Annotated in this window: 15 protein-coding genes and 1 pseudogene; 10 read left to right on the top strand and 6 right to left on the bottom strand. The window is 72.3% G+C overall.

Annotation, left to right across the window (positions count from 1 at the left end; all coding sequences use genetic code 11):
• Positions 1–219: 219 nt before the first annotated feature.
• From tuf to ACZ4LX_RS25955, 3 genes are all read left to right on the top strand, one after another.
• Entirely contained in the window at positions 220–1,395 is a 1,176-nt protein-coding gene (gene tuf, locus ACZ4LX_RS25965) for an elongation factor Tu (RefSeq protein WP_467638460.1), read from the top strand.
• A 75-nt stretch (positions 1,396–1,470) separates the two neighbouring features.
• Positions 1,471–2,316 carry a patatin-like phospholipase family protein gene (locus ACZ4LX_RS25960; protein ID WP_467638457.1) on the top strand — a complete coding sequence of 282 codons (846 nt, stop codon included), beginning with the start codon at positions 1,471–1,473 and terminating at the stop codon, positions 2,314–2,316.
• Between the two features lie 22 nt (positions 2,317–2,338).
• Entirely contained in the window at positions 2,339–3,184 is an 846-nt protein-coding gene (locus ACZ4LX_RS25955) for a spermidine synthase (protein WP_467638455.1), read from the top strand.
• Here the strand turns inward: ACZ4LX_RS25955 and ACZ4LX_RS25950 are convergent.
• Both ACZ4LX_RS25950 and ACZ4LX_RS25945 read right to left on the bottom strand, forming a co-directional pair.
• Positions 3,146–4,453, bottom strand: coding sequence for an MFS transporter (locus ACZ4LX_RS25950; protein ID WP_467638452.1), 1,308 nt, complete (start codon positions 4,451–4,453; stop codon positions 3,146–3,148). The two genes, ACZ4LX_RS25955 and ACZ4LX_RS25950, sit on opposite strands and share 39 nt — an antisense overlap.
• Before the next feature lie 53 nt (positions 4,454–4,506).
• The gene (locus tag ACZ4LX_RS25945) at positions 4,507–5,610 is read right to left on the bottom strand and encodes a DUF8017 domain-containing protein (RefSeq protein ID WP_467638449.1); all 1,104 of its coding nucleotides are present in this window, start codon (positions 5,608–5,610) and stop codon (positions 4,507–4,509) included.
• A gap of 461 nt (positions 5,611–6,071) precedes the next feature.
• Between ACZ4LX_RS25945 and ACZ4LX_RS25940 the strand changes: the two genes are divergently transcribed.
• The gene (locus ACZ4LX_RS25940; RefSeq protein WP_467638446.1) at positions 6,072–6,827 is read left to right on the top strand and encodes a DedA family protein; all 756 of its coding nucleotides are present in this window, start codon (positions 6,072–6,074) and stop codon (positions 6,825–6,827) included.
• Between the two features lie 36 nt (positions 6,828–6,863).
• Here the strand turns inward: ACZ4LX_RS25940 and ACZ4LX_RS25935 are convergent, their stop codons facing one another.
• Entirely contained in the window at positions 6,864–7,394 is a 531-nt protein-coding gene (locus ACZ4LX_RS25935) for a gamma carbonic anhydrase family protein (RefSeq protein WP_467638443.1), read from the bottom strand.
• Positions 7,395–7,559: 165 nt separating this feature from the next.
• On the opposite strand from ACZ4LX_RS25935, the gene ACZ4LX_RS25930 reads away from it, so the two are divergent.
• The 3 genes from ACZ4LX_RS25930 (at position 7,560) to ACZ4LX_RS25920 (ending at position 9,652) form a co-directional block, all read left to right on the top strand.
• The gene (locus ACZ4LX_RS25930) at positions 7,560–8,297 is read left to right on the top strand and encodes an acyltransferase (protein WP_467638441.1); all 738 of its coding nucleotides are present in this window, start codon (positions 7,560–7,562) and stop codon (positions 8,295–8,297) included.
• A gap of 177 nt (positions 8,298–8,474) precedes the next feature.
• On the top strand, positions 8,475–9,047 hold the full coding sequence (locus ACZ4LX_RS25925) for a helix-turn-helix domain-containing protein (RefSeq protein WP_467638438.1): 573 nt from the start codon (positions 8,475–8,477) through the stop codon (positions 9,045–9,047).
• A gap of 44 nt (positions 9,048–9,091) precedes the next feature.
• A complete protein-coding gene (locus ACZ4LX_RS25920) occupies positions 9,092–9,652 on the top strand; it encodes a YbaK/EbsC family protein (protein ID WP_467638435.1) in 561 nt (186 codons plus the stop codon).
• Between the two features lie 90 nt (positions 9,653–9,742).
• On the opposite strand, the gene ACZ4LX_RS25915 is transcribed toward ACZ4LX_RS25920, so the two are convergent.
• Positions 9,743–10,633: an AAC(3) family N-acetyltransferase gene (locus ACZ4LX_RS25915; RefSeq protein WP_467638432.1), complete on the bottom strand. Its 891-nt coding sequence runs from the start codon at positions 10,631–10,633 to the stop codon at positions 9,743–9,745.
• A 60-nt stretch (positions 10,634–10,693) separates the two neighbouring features.
• Positions 10,694–11,104: a CoA-binding protein gene (locus ACZ4LX_RS25910; RefSeq protein ID WP_467638429.1), complete on the bottom strand. Its 411-nt coding sequence runs from the start codon at positions 11,102–11,104 to the stop codon at positions 10,694–10,696.
• Positions 11,105–11,163: 59 nt separating this feature from the next.
• On the opposite strand from ACZ4LX_RS25910, the gene ACZ4LX_RS25905 reads away from it, so the two are divergent.
• The 3 genes from ACZ4LX_RS25905 (at position 11,164) to ACZ4LX_RS25895 (ending at position 16,196) form a co-directional block, all read left to right on the top strand.
• A complete protein-coding gene (locus ACZ4LX_RS25905) occupies positions 11,164–11,790 on the top strand; it encodes a YigZ family protein (protein WP_467638427.1) in 627 nt (208 codons plus the stop codon).
• 210 nt (positions 11,791–12,000) lie between these two features.
• On the top strand, positions 12,001–13,167 hold the full coding sequence (locus tag ACZ4LX_RS25900) for an exonuclease SbcCD subunit D (protein ID WP_467638424.1): 1,167 nt from the start codon (positions 12,001–12,003) through the stop codon (positions 13,165–13,167).
• Positions 13,164–16,196, top strand: coding sequence for an AAA family ATPase (locus ACZ4LX_RS25895; protein ID WP_467638421.1), 3,033 nt, complete (start codon positions 13,164–13,166; stop codon positions 16,194–16,196). The genes ACZ4LX_RS25900 and ACZ4LX_RS25895 overlap by 4 nt, the downstream gene beginning before the upstream one ends.
• Here ACZ4LX_RS25895 and ACZ4LX_RS25890 read toward each other — a convergent pair.
• A pseudogene (locus ACZ4LX_RS25890) lies at positions 16,087–16,574 on the bottom strand (Lrp/AsnC family transcriptional regulator). The gene ACZ4LX_RS25895 and the pseudogene ACZ4LX_RS25890 sit on opposite strands and share 110 nt — an antisense overlap.
• Position 16,575: the final 1 nt, after the last annotated feature.

The following is a 16,575-nucleotide window of genomic DNA, read 5'->3' as shown; positions in this document are numbered from 1 at the left end:
AGCGCAGTCCGCAGTCGCGGACACGCCGAAGGCTGCCGTGAGCCTCCTCGCAGCATTTGTCGCAGCAGCAGCTGTCGCAGCAGCGTTCACCGCTGCCGCAGCGCCCCTCGGCGGCGCCCGAAGCTGACCCTCCCCCGACTGTCCGGCGGACCCCGCAAGGGGAGGGTCGGCCGGGCCCCGGGGTCCTCTCTCCCAGCTTCGCATCCCAAGGACTGAGCCATGCCCAAGACGGCATACGTGCGCACCAAGCCCCACCTCAACATCGGCACCATGGGCCACGTCGACCACGGCAAGACCACGCTCACCGCCGCCATCACCAAGGTCCTCAGCGACCGCTCCGGTGGCAGCACCTCCTATGTTCCGTTCGACCGCATCGACCGGGCGCCCGAGGAGGCGCAGCGCGGCATCACCATCAACATCGCGCATGTCGAGTACGAGACCGGCACCCGCCACTACGCACACGTCGACATGCCCGGACACGCCGACTACATCAAGAACATGGTGACCGGAGCCGCCCAGCTCGACGGGGCGATCCTCGTCGTCTCCGCGCTCGACGGGATCATGCCGCAGACCGCGGAGCACGTGCTGCTCGCCCGGCAGGTGGGTGTCGACCACATCGTCGTCGCCCTCAACAAGGCGGACGCGGGTGACCCCGAGCTGACCGACCTGGTCGAGCTGGAGGTGCGCGAGTTGCTGTCCGCGCACGGCTACGGCGGCGACAGCGTGCCCGTCGTGCGGGTGTCCGGACTGCGGGCGCTGGAGGGCGACCCACGCTGGACCGCGGCGGTCGAGGCGTTGCTCGACGCCGTCGACACGTACGTGCCGATGCCGGTGCGCTACACCGACGCGCCGTTCCTGCTGTCGGTGGAGAACGTCCTGACCATCACCGGCCGGGGCACGGTCGTCACCGGCGCCGTGGAGCGCGGCACCGTCCGGGTCGGCGACCGGGTTTCGGTGCTCGGAGCGGACATCGAGACGGTCGTCACCGGTCTGGAGACCTTCGGCAAGCCGATGGAGTCCGCCGAGGCCGGCGACAACGTCGCGCTGCTCCTGCGCGGCGTCGAGCGCGACCGGGTACGCCGCGGGCACGTCGTCGCGGCGCCGGGCAGCGTCACCCCGAGCCGGCGCTTCACCGCGCAGGTGTACGTGCTGTCGGGGCGCGAGGGGGGCCGCACCACCGCGGTCACCACCGGCTACCGGCCGCAGTTCTACATCCGGACCGCGGACGTCGTCGGCGACGTGGACCTCGGAGCGGTGGCGGTCGCGCGGCCCGGCGAGACGGTCACCATGACCGTCGAACTGGGCCGGGACGTGCCGCTGGAGGCCGGACTCGGCTTCGCCGTCCGGGAGGGCGGCCGCACCGTCGGCGCGGGCACCGTCACCGAAGTGCTCTGAGGCTGAAGGCTGTTGAGGGCCCGTCTCCCGCACCCCGCGGGAGGCGGGCCCGGCGCCGTGCGGCAGACTGGCTGCATGGCAGACACAGCATTGGTGCTCGGTGCCGGCGGCATCACCGGGGGCGCCTGGGAGACCGGAATCCTGCACGGCCTCGCGAAAGCGGGACTGGACCTGTCCACCGCCGATGTGATCATCGGCAGTTCGGCCGGGGCGGTCGTCGGGGCACAGCTCGCCTCCGGACAGTTCGGTCCGCAGGAGTTGTACGAACTCCAACTGGCCGACGCCGCCGGTGAGCGGGGCGGCAAACTCGGCCTGGTCACCATCCTGCGCTACGCGGGGGCCGTGCTGACCTCGCGCAACCCGCAGGCGTACGGGCAGAAACTGGCCCGCGTCGCCCGTGGAGCCCATGTCGGCCTCTCGCCCGAGGAGCGGCGGGAGGTCATCGCGAGCAGACTGCCGTCGCCGGAATGGCCGGAGCGCGGGCTGCGCGTCACCGCGGTCGACGCGGACACCGGTGAGCTGCACACGTTCGACAAGGACAGCGGGGTCTCCCTGGCGGACGCCGTCACGGCGAGCTGCGCCGTCCCCGCCGTCTGGCCCGTCGCCTCCTTCGGCGGACGCTCCTGGATCGACGGCGGTGTGCACTCCCCGGCCAACGCCCACCTCGCCGCCGGATACGACCGCGTGGTCGTCATCGCACCGACGGCCTCCGGCAACAAGGCCATCGCCTCACCCCGCGCCCAGGCGGAGGAACTCGCCGCGCAGGGCGCCCGGACCGTCGTCATCACCCCGGACGCCGCGGCGAAGAAGGCCTTCGGCCGCAACCCTCTCGACCCCAGCAGCAGGGCCGCGGCCGCCCGCGCCGGGCTCGCCCAGTCGGCAGCGCACACCGAAGCCGTCGCCGCGGTCAGGAACAGCTGATCACACGCCGCACAATAGGGGCGTGAACGAGTCGATACCCGTCGTCCGTGACGTGGACCAGGGCACAGCCAGACTGCTCCCCGATGTGGACCGGGAGCGGGCCTGGCTGCTCACGGTCGACGGCGCACCCCAGTCGTACGTCGATCTGGACGCGCCGGAGCACCTCGAATTCGAGTACGCGCGACGGCTGGCCCACGTCCTGGACTGCGCCGCCGGACCGGGCCTGCCGATGGACGTCCTCCACCTGGGCGGCGGCGGCCTCATGCTGCCCCGCTACGTGGCCGCGACCCGGCCGGGCTCCCGCCAGGAGGTCGCGGAGGCCGACCGGGGGCTCCTGGGCCTCGTCACCGAGCACCTCCCGGTGCCGCCGGACAGCGGGATCACCGTGCACGCGGCGGACGCCCGCAGAATGCTGGAGGAAACCGCACCCGGCTCCGTGGACGTGGTGGTCGCGGATGTCTTCGGCGGCTCACGGGTGCCCGCCCACCTCACCTCCGTGCCCTACGCGCGCGCCGCCGTACGGGCCTTGCGCCCGGACGGCATCTACCTGGCCAACCTGGCGGACGGGGCGCCCTTCGACTTCCTGCGCTCGCAACTGGCCACCTTCGCGACCGTGTTCGCGGAGCTGGCGCTGATGGCCGAGCCCGCCGTGCTGCGCGGAAGGCGCTTCGGCAACGTGGTTCTCGTCGCCTCGCGGACTCCCGTCGACACGGCCGCCCTGATCCGCCGCTGCGCCGCCGACGCGTTCCCGGCCCGGGTCGAGCACGGCGACGCGGTGGCCGCGTTCATCAAGGGTGCCCGGCCCGTGGGCGACGACGAGGCGGTCGCCTCACCCGAGCCGCCCGACGGCGCCTTCAGCGTCGGCTGACGCGGCAGGGATCCGGGACACCACCTCGGTGGACGCGGTCCTGCGGGTCAGATTGCGTACGTCCGGAACGAACAGCACCGCTCCGGTGACCAGCACGATCAGACCCGCACAGCCCCACAGGGCCTGGCTGCGTCCGACCAGCGACTCCACCGGTCCGGCGAGCGCCGTGGCGACGGGCATCATGGCCACCGAGCCGAACCAGTCGTACGCCGAGACGCGTGAGAGCTTCTCCTCAGGGATCTCCTGGTGCATGGCCGTCATCCAGGAGACACCGAACACCTCGATGGCCGCACCGCTGACGAACATCACCGCGCACAGCCCCGCCACCGGCAGCGGCACGGCGAGCCCCGCCGAAGGCAGGGCCAGGGGGAAGACGCAGAGCGTCCCGGCCAGCAGCAGGCGCCGGGGCTTCCACCGCATCATCAGCAGCGCCCCGGCCAGCGTGCCGACGCCGAACGCGGCAAGCGCGAAACCCCAGGGGCGGGCGCCGCCGAGCTCGTCCCGGGCGACGAGCGGCCCGTACACCGCCTCCGCGGCCCCGACCGCGGCGACGACCACGGAGAACTGGGCCACGACGGCCCAGAGCCAGGGACGGCCGATGACCTCCCGCCAGCCGTCCCGCAGATCGGCGAAGAGGCCGTTGCTGGGCTCCCGCGCAGGGATGTGACTCACATCGAGGAAGGCGCGCAGGGCACCCGCCACCGCGAAGGCGGCGGCGTCGACGGCCAGCACCCAGCCCGGGTCCATCGCCGCGATCATGGCGCCGCCGAGCGCCGCGCCGCCGATGGCCGCGCCCTGCATCGACATCCTGAACAGGGCGAAGGCGCGGCTCGCCTGTTCGCCGCTGACGCTGGACATCAGCATGCCCTCGGCCGCGGGGTTGAAGAACGCCTGCCCGGTGCCGCACAGGGCGGTCAGCAGCATCATCTGCCACAGCTGGGGGTCACCGGCCAGGACCAGCCAGGCGAAGACACCCTGTGAGGCGAAGTTGAGGGTGTTGGCCGCGACCATGACGCGGTGGCGCGGAAGACGGTCCGCTATCGCCCCTCCGATCAGGAGGAAGAGCACCAGCGGAGCGGTCCTGGCGGCAGCCACCAGGCCGACGTCCCCGCCGTCGCCGCCCGCCTGCAGAACCGCGAACGCCGCCGCGATCAGCGCGCCATGGGTGCCCAGGCCCGTGATGATCGCGGCGGCGGTCAGCAGCCGGTAGTTGCGGCCCGCCGGGGTGGGGCGGTCCGAGGGGGATGCGTGGTCGGCTGCGTCAGTCACTCAGGGACTATCGCGGCAGTGACCCCGTTGTGCCAAATGCGTTCCGGCCGGAGTCAGGACTTCGTGATCTCCACCAGCCGTACCGTGCTGAGGATCTTCTGGATCGTGGAGTCCGGCAGTTCGTCCTCGACACCCGCCGCCGCGTACAGCACCCAGGAGGAGAAAGCGCCGCTGCTGTTCTTGAAGGTGAAGGCGTAGGTCTTGCCGTCGCTGTCGCACTTCGTCTTCTTGGTGACGTTCGGGGCGGTGGCGGTGACCAGGCTGCCCGTCAGCCCCGACTGGGTGGTGTACTGCTTGGCCTTGCTGATCTTGATGGTCTTCTTCGGCATGTGCTGCGCGTACGCGCCCCAGGCCCAGGTGCCCGCCTCGTTCCGGGCGTTCACCGCGGCGTCCGTGGCGCCCTCGGCACCTCGGGTGCCGGTGCCGGCCAGGCTGTAGTTCTCCTTGGTGCCGTCCTTGTCCTCGTCGTCGACGCACCACTTCTTCTTGTAGTCCGCCGGCGCGGAGAAACCGATGAGCGGAGGCTTCTCTTCCTTCGATTCGTCCTCGAAGTACGAGAACACGCCGGGGGCCGCGACCTCCCAGTCTCCGGGCACATCGAACTGGGTGCCCCACTTGGGGTTGGTCACGACCTTCCAGCCGGCGACGAGCGGCTTGGCGTCCCCGTCCGAGCCGCGCGGGTTCGCCTCGGGCGACGACGCGGATTCGGAGGGCTTGGCGGGCGCGGACGACTTCGTGTCGTCGGCGACGTTCTTGCCGTTCTCGTCGTCGTCCTTGTTCAGCACGACGACACCGGTGACCGCCGCGGCCACCACGACCGCGGACGCCGCGACGATGGCGATGACGGTCGTCTTCTTCTTGTCGTTGCCGGGCTGGGGCCCGCCGGGCTGACCGGGCACCGCGTACTGCGAGACGGTCGGCTGCTGGTAGGGATTGGGCTGCTGGTACCCCGGCTGACCCTGCTGCTGGTACCCGGGCTGCTGCCCCGGCTGACCCTGCTGCGGGTAGCCGTACCCGGGCTGCTGCTCGGGCCCCGGCTGCTGGTACCCCGGCTGTTGATAGGGGTTCGGCTGCTGGTACCCCGGCTGCTGGTACGGGTTCTGGTTCCGGTCCTGCGGGTTTTGCTCGCCCCCGGGCGGCTGCTGTCCTGGCCACATGGCGAGTAACGATAGAGGTGCGGAGTCCGGGCGGCTACGGCCGCCCCCGTGAGCGGACGGTGAAGGATGCGGCCGGGGCGCGGGTGTGTGGCCGAGTGGTCATGCCCAAATCGGGCTACTCGTCACCGAAGCCGGCGAGGGGCGGGGTCATGGCGGCCGCCGCCCTCGGCCGCCCGGTGGCCGAAGGCGGCGGCCGCCGAACTCGACGCGGGCCGGTGCCCCGGATTCCCGCTGGACATCCGGATCGAGCTGGCCGACGGTGACGTGACCGTCGAGACGACCGTGCTCCGGACGCCGCGCCCCCACAGCTGATCCGCGCCGCCGCAGGGGTGCCACGCATCCGGGAGGGAGCGGGCGGCCCTTCGCGCTGTCCGGGCGGGCGGGGCGACCGGTAGGCTTCCCGCCGTGCGCCGAGGAGTTGTCCGGCGGGCGATGAGGACATCACTACGGAGGAACCGGCGTTGCACATCCAGGAGTGGCTGGAGACCGTCCCCGCGATCAGCGTGTACGTCCTGGTGGGCGTCGTTATCGGACTGGAGAGCCTGGGTATCCCGCTGCCCGGTGAGATCGTCCTGATCAGCGCGGCGCTGCTGGCCGCGGGACACGACGGAATCAACCCGTGGATCCTGGGCGCCTGCGCCACGGCCGGGGCGGTGATCGGTGACTCGATCGGTTATGCCATCGGCCGCAAGGGCGGACGGCCGCTGCTTGCCTGGCTCGGCGGGAAGTTCCCCCGTCACTTCGGTGAGGCCCAGATCGCCATGGCGGAACGGTCGTTCCAGAAGTGGGGCATGTGGGCAGTCTTCTTCGGCCGCTTCGTCGCACTGCTGCGCATCTTCGCCGGACCGCTCGCGGGTGTCCTGCACATGCCGTACTGGAAGTTCCTGATCGCCAACGTGTTCGGCGGGATCGCCTGGGCGGGAGGCACCACGGCGGTCATCTACTCCGTGGGTGTCGTCGCCGAGGAGTGGCTCAAGCGGTTCTCGTACCTGGGGCTGGCGATCGCGGTCCTGATCGGGCTCGCCTCGATGCTGATCATCAAGAACCGTGCCAAGAAGGCAGCCGCGCACTCCACGGCGGAGCCCGTGCGGTCCGCCACCGAATCCGCCCCCGGCGCGGCCGAGTCCGTTCAGTCCGCCACCGAGCCCGCACCGGCAGACGCCAGGGCCACGGCCGAGACCGCTCCCGAGCCGGGGGCCGTGCCGGTCACCGACTGACGGACGGGCCCCGGCCCGGGGCCGGGGCCTTCGCGCTCAGTCCTCGTGCGCCTGTCGGTGGGCCTTGGCCAGCTCCACGTAACCGACCGCGTTGAACCTGATGCCTTCCAGCTCCTCCTCGGTCAGCTGCCGCTTGACCTTGGCGGGCACGCCGGCGACCAGTGAGCCCGGCGGCACACGCATCCCCTGCGGGACGAGGGCCTGGGCGGCGATCAGCGAACCGGCGCCGATGTGGGCGCCGTTGAGCACCGTGGCACCCATGCCGACCAGGACGTCGTCCTCGATGGTGCAGCCGTGCAGCACGGCGTTGTGTCCGACCGAGACGCGCTCACCGACCGTGACAGGGAACCCGGGGTCGACGTGGACGCTGCAGTTGTCCTGGATGTTCGACGCGGCGCCGATGACGATCGGACCGCAGTCCGCCCGCAGCACCGCGTGGTACCAGAGGCTGGAGTCCTCGGCCATCGTGATCTCACCGATCGCGACGGATGTCGGTGCGGTAAAGGCATCCGCGTGGATGACCGGCTCCTTGCCGCCCATGGCCGTGATCAACGCCTGCTCTGCCATCGCGCGTCCTTCCCTGTACCGGTGATGTGGGGCGAGCCCGGTCGTCGCCGGCCGGTCCCGCCCGGGAAACGGTAAGCGACGGTTGAGCCGCCCGGCGGCGCGGTGGGGTGAAGATCACAGGCCGGTGCGGGGGCCGCCCGAGGGCCCGCCGACTACCTTGTGCGAGTGCCCAAGAACAGAAACACGTTCTCTTCCCTGACCGCCTGGCGGCGGCGCGCCCTGTCCGGGGCCGTCCATCGCTGCTGGCGCTGGGTGCAGAGGGCGGGTGCGGTCACGGCAGCACACCCCGGAGGGCTGCGGTTCGGCAGGATCGGGGAGGGCACCCGGCTGGCCTTCCCGCAGGGAACCGTGTTCGGGGAGCCGTGGATCGAGCTGGGCGCCCACTGCGTCATCGGCGAACAGGTCACCCTGACGGCGGGACTCATGCCCGATCTGGATCTCGGATCCGATCCGATCCTGACGCTCGGCGACGGTGTGGTGCTGGGCCGGGGGAGCCACGTCGTCGCCGACACCACGGTGACCATCGGCTCGGACACGTACTGCGGACCGTACGTCTACATCACCTCGACCAATCACAGCTACGACGATCCTCAGGAGCCGGTCGGCAAGCAGTGGCCGAGGATGGAGCCGGTGGCCATCGGCCCCGGCTGCTGGATCGGCACCGGAGCGGTGATCCTGCCGGGCGCCAGGCTGGGCCGCAACGTGGTGGTCGCCGCCGGTGCGGTGGTGCGCGGCGAGGTGCCCGACTATTCCGTTGTCGCCGGGGCCCCGGCGCGTGTCGTGCGCAGCTGGGACGCCGACAAGGGGTGGCAGCCGCCCCTGCGGACGCCGGCACCGGTGCCGATCCCCGCGGACATGACGCCGGAGCAGCTCCTTGCCGTGGCGGAGCTCGACGAGAGCTGAGGGCGCCACCGTCGCGTCGGCCCGGAACGGGGGCCGACTGCCGCCATCCGGCGGTGGCCCGACCGGACGGACGGCGCTGTCGCGAGTCGGCCTCGCAGTACAGTGCGGTGAACGCGTTGGTATACCACACCGCAGTGTCGTATTTTCGACCACGGCATCCAGAATATTGGACGGAATGTGACTGATCTCGACCATCTGACCCAGTGCCTCGCGCGGAATCTCAAGCGCTGGCGCGCTGAGCGGGGCTTCACCCTGGACGCACTCGCCGTCCGGGCCGGGGTCAGTCGTGGAATGATCATCCAGATCGAGCAGGCCCGTACCAACCCCAGCGTCGGAACCACGGTCAAGCTCGCCGACGCCCTGGGGATCAGCATCACCACGCTGCTCGACCACGAACAGGGCGCGCCGGTCCGCCTGGTCCCCGGGAGTCAGGCGGTCCGCCTGTGGTCCACGGAGGCGGGCAGTTCCAGCACCCTGCTGGTCGGCACGGACGCCCGGGGGCCACTGGAGCTCCTGTCCTGGCAGCTGATGCCCGGTGACGACAGCCCGTCCGATCCTCACCCCGAAGGAACGGTGGAACTCCTCCACGTCACCGCGGGAATTCTCACGCTGGTCGTCGGCGACACCGAGTACGCCGTGCCCGCCGGCACCTCCGCCACCTTCGAGGCGCATCACGCGCACGCCTACCGCAACGACGGCTCCGAGCCGGTCGGCGTCACCATGGTCGTGGCCGTTCCGCCCGCCAGGTGAGACGTCCAATCGGCCTGGAAGCAGGGGCTGTTAGCGTGGTGCGCATGCGCGCACCCATCGGCTCCTTCGAGGACGCCAGCCCCGCTGCCGACCGTCTCGAACTCCTCACCGCCCCGGTGGCCCGAGCGGTACGGGAGGGCTGGGGCGGGGTGCCCGCGGAGCAGATCATCCACGTCGACACGGACCCGGAGATCGCCGACACGGCCGCCTTCGTCGAGCATCACGGTACCGAGCTGCTGAACCGTTCGGCCAACTGCGTCGTCGTGGCGGGCAAACGGGGCGGCGAGGTCACCCTGGCCGCCTGCCTCGTTCTCTCCCGCTGCCGCATCGATGTGAACGGCGCCCTCCGCAAGCAACTCGGTGTCCGCAAGGTCAGGTTCGCCCCGATGGACACCGCGGTCGGCGAGACGGGGATGGAGTACGGCGGCATCACACCCGTCGGACTCCCGGACAGCTGGCCCCTCTTGATCGACCCCGCGGTGGTGGACGAGGAATGGATCCTCATCGGCAGCGGCACCCGCCGGGGGAAACTGATCATGCCGGGCAAGGCGCTGGCGGCGCTGCCGGGTGCGGTTGTGGTCGAAGGTCTCGGGATCACCGGCTGAGGCCGTGGCCGCGTATCCGCTGCGCGTGCCGCGACGGTGACGGCGCACGTTCCACGATGCCCGCCTCAGCGGACTGATGCCCCTGAGGAGTCAACAGGCCGGTGACGCCGGGTGGCAGAGGGTACGGCCCTCCGTATCCGGCGCTTGCGCGGGAACGGTGGGGCGGTGCGCCGGCAGCCATCGCGCGGCGAATGCCACCGCTGCCGGGAACCGGAACAGGCGGCCCGTCGTGGAGCCCACCGGAGCGGCGCGGACGGCCGTGCCGCCGTCCGATCTTTCGAACTCGGCGCCCAGGGCCGCGAAGTCGCTGTCGTCGAGCGCCACGTCCTCGTACTCCCACCACCGGCGGCCGCCCCCCTCCCTCACCACGCACCGATAGGTGCGGCGGGGCGGGGACGGGACGCGGTACTCGGCGAGGTGGAACGCCGTGCAGGAGCCGAAACCGGTGCCCAGCAGCAGGATCTGGGCGCGCACTTCGTGGAGGCGGGCCAGGGGCGACTCCTCGCCCAGGTGGCAGTCGGGGCGATGGTCCGCCACCAGATGGCGGGCCAGGGGGCCGAGCGCGGCGAAGGAGGTCTGCGGGTGCGCGCTCCGGGCGGCGCCGGGGGTCAGGCGTACCGCTTCGGACAGCCGGCCCATCGACGGGGCAGCCGTGGTGGCCTGATCGAACGCGGGCATCGCCGCCCGGACGGCTTCCCGCTCGCGCGTGCCGAGGCCGCGGACCCGGGCGCGGTACTGCGCGGAGGTGTCGGAGTTCTCCGGAGTGAAGGCCGGGACCACCAGCGTGCCCTCCGGGCCCAGCGCCTCGCGCAGGGCGGCCGCGACCGCATCCGCGCCGCCTTCCACCGCCCCCACCGCGCGCAGCGACGCGTGCACCATCAGCACGCTGCCGCGCTCGACACCGAGCGCGGCCAGCTGTCCGGCCAGGCGGGCCCTGCTGTGCGGAACATTCGGCACCCTCGGGGCGCGGGCAGCACTCACAGCAGGTCATTGTCCCCGTGCGGAGCGGAATGTGACACCCCGCACAGGCGGGCGACCGAATCAGCGGTTCAGCGCGGGGATTTCGATGGCGGGGCAGCGGTCCATGACCATGTCGAGTCCGGCCGCCCTGGTGCGTCCGTACGCCTCGGCGTCGATCACGCCGAGCTGGAACCAGACAGCCGAGGCGCCGATCGCCACCGCCTCGTCGGCCACCGCACCGGCCAGCTCACTGTTGACGAAGACGTCCACCACATCGACCGGGAAAGGGATGTCCGCCAGCGAGGCGTAGCCCTCCTCGCCGTGCACCCGCTCGGCCTTGGGATGGACGGGTACCACGCGTTTGCCGAACCGCCGGAGCACCTCGGCCACCCCGTAGGCGGCCCGCGAGCGGTTGCCGGACAGCCCGACCACCGCCCAGGTGTCGCCGCTGTCCTCAAGAATCCTGCGGATCGTCTCCGTGTCTGCGTACATGATCCGGACAACGGACGGCCGCGCCGGACCATTCCCTCGGCTGCGCATAGGCTGGCCGGATGCAGGAGCAGTACCGGACAGTCGCCCGCGCGGGCGTGCACGAGACCGAGATCGGCCGGTCGCGCTTCATCTGCGCGCTCGCCCCCGCCGCCACCGAACAGGACGCCCAGGACTTCGTCGCACATGTCCGCCGGGAACACCCGGCCGCCACCCACAACTGTTTCGCGTACGTGATCGGCGCCGACGGCTCCGTACAGAAGGCCAGCGACGACGGCGAGCCGGGCGGTACCGCCGGTGTCCCCATGCTGCAGATGCTCACGCGCCGCGAGATGCGGTACGTTGTCGCCGTGGTGACCCGCTACTACGGCGGCGTGAAACTCGGTGCCGGCGGGCTGATCCGGGCCTACGGGGGAGTGGTCGGCGAGGCCCTCGACGCCATCGGCACGATCACTCGGCAGCGGTTCCGGATCGTCACGGTCACCGTGGGGCATCAGCGCGCCGGCCGGCTGGAGAACGAACTGCGTGCCACCGGACGCACCGTGCGCGAGGTCCGTTACGAGGAGGCGGTGACCATGGAGATCGGGCTGCCGGACGCCGAGGTCGAGGAGTTCCGGCGCTGGCTGGCCGATGCCACGGCCGGCGAGGCGGAACTGGAGCTGGGCGCGGAGGCGTACGGGGACGCCTGAGCGGACCTGACCCGGCGAGCTGCCCCGGCCCTTCGTCTCCTCCGCTGCCCGGCCGCGCGCCGGGTGATGGGAGACTGTGGTGAGTGAGCGGACAGGGGCAGGGGGCGCACGAGTGGCGGGCGCCGGCACCGGCGCCCTGAACCGGCGCGGTGCGCAGCCGGACAGGACCCGGGGGACGAGGAAGCGAAACATGCAGGTCGGAGCCGGCTCTTGAGGATTTTGCACACATCGGACTGGCACCTGGGCCGGTCGTTCCACCGAGTCCCGATGCACGAGGCGCAGGCCGTCTACCTCGACCACCTGGTGGCCACCGTCCATGAGTACGCGGTCGACGTCGTGCTCGTGGCCGGTGATGTGTACGACAGAGCGGTGCCGCCGCTCTTCGCGGTGGAGCTCTTCGACGACGCGCTGCACCGGCTTGCCGCCGCCGGAGTGCCCACGGTGATGATCTCCGGCAACCACGACTCGGCCCGGCGGCTCGGGGTCGGCGCGGGACTCATCGGGCGGGCCGGTATCCATCTGCGGACCGATCCCGCCCACTGCGCCACCCCTGTCGTGATTCCCGACGCGCACGGCGACGTGGCGTTCTACGGCCTTCCCTATCTGGAACCCGCGCTCGTCAAGGACACGTTCAAGGCGGAGCGGGCCGGGCACGAGGCGGTGCTGACGGCCGCCATGGACCGGGTCCGCACCGATCTCGCCGGGCGGCCGGACACCACCCGGTCCGTGGTCCTCGCCCACGCCTTCGTCGCGGGAGGCGAGCCGAGCGACAGCGAACGCGACATCACCGTCGGCGGAGTGGCGGCCGTCCCCGCCGAGGTCTTCGACGGGGTCGACTACGTGGCGCTCGGACACCTCCACGGCTGCCAGACCGTCGCCGAGCGCATCCGCTACTCCGGCTCCCCGCTCGCGTACTCCTTCTCGGAGGCCGCTCACCGCAAAACGATGTGGCTCATCGACCTCGACGCCGAGGGCGCGATCGACGCGGAGCGCATCGACTGCCCGGTGCCCCGACCGCTCGCCCGGCTCCGGGGCCGGCTCGACGCCCTCCTCGAAGACCCGGCCCTCGACCGGTACGAACACTCCTGGGTCGAGGCCACCCTCACCGACCCGGTCCGCCCGGCCGAGCCGATGGCCCGCCTCGTCGAGCGCTTCCCGCACACCCTCAGCCTCGTACTCGAACCGGACCGGGCACCCGACGACCCGCACACCTCCTACGCCCAGCGGCTGAGGGGACGCGACGACCAGAGCATCGCGGAGGACTTCGTGGCCCATGTCCGCGGCGGACACGGCATCGACGAACAGGAGCGGACCGTGCTGCGCGGCGCCTTCGACCAGGTACGGGTCGACGACGGCGTACGCGAGGTGAACCGATGAGGCTCCACCGGCTCGCCATCACCGCCTTCGGCCCGTTCGGCACCACCCAGGAGATCGACTTCGACGCGCTGTCCGAGGCCGGGCTCTTCCTGCTTCACGGACCGACCGGCGCCGGCAAGACCTCCGTACTCGACGCCGTCTGCTACGCCCTGTACGGAGCCGTGCCCGGCGCCCGGCAGAGTCCGGGAACCTCGCTGCGCAGCGACCACGCCCCCGCCGAACTGCCCACCGAGGTCCGGCTCGAACTCGGCGTCGGCGGGCGCCGCCTGGAGATCACCCGGCGCCCGGCCCAGCCACGGCCCAAAAAGCGGGGCGGCGGCCACACCAAGGAGAAGGCGCAGAGCCTGCTGCGCGAGTACGACACCGAGCGGGGGTGGCGGGCGCTGAGCCGTTCGCACCAGGAGATCGGTGAGGAGATCACTCAGCTCATCGGGATGAGCCGGGAGCAGTTCTGCCAGGTGGTGCTCCTGCCGCAGGGCGACTTCGCCCGATTCCTGCGGGCCGACGCGGAGGCCCGCGGCAAGCTGCTCGGCCGGCTCTTCGACACCCGCAGGTTCGCCGCCGTCGAGGAGCGCCTCGCCGATCTCCGCCGGGCCGCCGAGAGCCAGGTCAGGGCCGGGGACGAACAGACCCTCGCGCTGACCCAGCGGATCGCCCAGGCCGCAGGACCGGCCGGGCGCGAATGCCCGATGCCGGACCTCCAGCCGGGCGAACCGGGGCTCGCGGACGCCGTACTGGCATGGGCCGCGACCGCCCGCAGCAGTGCCCGGGAGCGGCTCGACATCGCCGCCGGGGTGCTGTCCGCGGCCGAGCGCCGTCATGCGGCCGTCAGCTCCGCTCTGGACGCCGAACGGGAACTGGCCGCACTTCAGCAGCGGTACGCCGAGACCGGGCGCCGCGCCGCCGCGTCGGAAGCGGGCCGCTCCGGACACGACGACGCCCGGGACCGGCTGTCCCGCGCCCGCAAGGCCGACCGCGTCGCCCCGGCACTGGAACTGCGCGACGAGGCGGAGCGGGCGTACCGGCGCGCGAACACGGCCCGCGACCGCTCGCGGTCCATGCTGCCGGACGGCCTGGCCGACGCCGGCGCCGAGCAGCTGGCGGTGCTGGAACGCCGGCTGCGCGAGGAGCTCGGCGGCCTCGACGCCGCGCGCCGCGCCGAGCGGCGCAGTGCGGAGATCGACAGCGAGCGCACCGCGCTGGAGCGGCAGGCGCGGGCCGATGACGATCTGATCAGCGACGCCGAGGGCTGGCTGGCCGGCTGGGAGGCCACCCGCGGCGGACTGCGGGCCCGTATCGAAGCCGCGCAGGAAGCCGCGACCCGCGCCGAGCTGCTGGCCGGGCGGCTGGATCCGGCCCGGCGACGGCTGGATGCGGCCCGCCGCCGGGACACGCTGGCGGTCGAGTCGTCGTCCGCGGAGGTCCGGCTCGCCGCGGCCCACGAGGATGCCCTGGGCACCCGGGAGCACTGGCTCGATCTGCGCGAGCGACGGCTGCGCGACATCGCGGCCGAACTCGCGCGGGAACTCGTCGACGGCGAGGCCTGCACGGTCTGCGGTTCCGCCGACCACCCGCGGCCGGCCCGTGCCGGGGACGGGCACGTCGACCAGGCGGCGGAGGACGCCGCGGAGGCCGCCCACCGGCGTGCCGAGCAGGCGCGCACCGAGGCGGAGCACGCGCTGGGAGCCGTACGCGAACGGTATGCGGCGGCGCGTGCGGAGGCCGTGGAAGGCGCGGAGTCGGGCGGCGCGGACCCGGCGGCCGACGCGCTCGCCGCCCTGGTGGACACACTGACCCATGAGCACACGCAGGCGTACCGGGCCGCTGCCGGTACGCACGCCGCACGCGAGGCGCTCGCAGCCGCCGAACGCGAGCAGGCGCAGCGGGCCGAGGACCGGCAGCACGCCGAACGGCGGGCCGCGGCCCGCACCTCCCGGCGCGAAGGCCTCGACGGTGAACAGGCCGCGCTGGAAGAGGTGCTGGTGCGGGCGCGCGGCGAGTCGGGCAGCGTCACCGAACACGCCGCACTGCTGCAGAACCGGGTCGCTCTGCTCGTTGAGGCGGCCGCGACGGTGCGCGACGAGGAGAGCGCGGCGGCGCGGCTCAAGGAAGCCGACGACCGGCTCGCGGACTCCGCGTTCAGGGCCGGCTTCGACACCCCACAGGCCGCGGCGGACACCCTGCTCACCGACTCCGCACAGCGCGCGCTTCAGCACCGCATCGACGCCTGGCAGGCCGAGGCCGCCGCGGTGGCCGACCGGCTGGCCGAGACCGACGCCCGTGCGGCCGCCGACCGCGCGCCGGCCGAACCGGATGCCGCCCAGCAGGCGTACGACGCGGCCGAGCGCCGGCTGCGGGACGCGTCGGCAGCCCTCGCGTCGGCACGGGAACGCTGCGCCGAGCTCGACCGGCTCTCCCGCCGGGCTGCCGAGGAGGTGCGCGGCCTGGGGCCGGTGCGCGAGGAGTTCGAACGGGTCGCACGGCTCGCCGGGCTCACCGCGGGCACGTCCGCGGACAACGAACGCAAGATGCGGCTGGAGTCGTATGTGCTGGCGGCCCGTCTCGAACAGGTGGCGGCTGCCGCCACCGCCCGGCTCCTGCGCATGTCCTCCGGCCGCTACGAGCTGGTCCACTCCGATGCCCGAGCGGGAGGCCGCCGGGCAGGACTCGGGCTGCATGTCGTCGACGCCTGGACGGGAAGTGAACGCGACACCGCCACGCTCTCGGGCGGCGAGACCTTCTTCGCCTCGCTCGCTCTGGCGCTCGGCCTCGCCGACGTGGTCACCGACGAGGCGGGCGGCGTACGGCTGGACACCCTGTTCATCGACGAGGGTTTCGGCAGCCTCGACGAGCAGACCCTCGACGAGGTGCTCGATGTGCTGGACTCCCTGCGTGAGCGGGACCGGAGTGTCGGCATCGTCAGCCATGTCGGCGATCTGCGACGGCGTATCCCCGCCCAGCTCGAAGTAGTGAAGGAACGGCACGGATCGGCCGTACGGCACCGGACCGCGGGCGGGATCGGCGGCTGATGGCCCGCTGACACAGTGGCGAGGAGTGGACGACGCCGGTGGTGACGGATCCGAGGGCGCCGATCTTCCCGGTCACGGCCTCCGGATGCCGCGTGGACCGGGCTGTCACCTTCAGCACGAAGCAGTTGTCGCCGGTGACATGGTGGGCCTCCACGACTCCGGCGTCGTATCGAGCAGGTCGTGGAACGGCTTGTGGTTGCCGTTCGGATACCGCAGTCGTACGAAGGCGAGAAACGGCAGACCGAGGCGTTCCGGGTCGACCGCGGCCGTGTACCCGCTGATGATTCCGGCCTCTTCCAGCCGGCGCACCCGCTCCGTCACGGCACTCGGCGACATCGCGTCCGCCCACGCGAGTTGGGCGGACGTCGCGGCGTCCACC

The sequence above is a fragment of the Streptomyces sp. NPDC026062 genome (genome assembly GCF_055568375.1).
The sequence above is the reverse complement of the archived record's forward strand: the minus strand, read 5'-3'. Positions and strand labels throughout refer to the sequence as shown.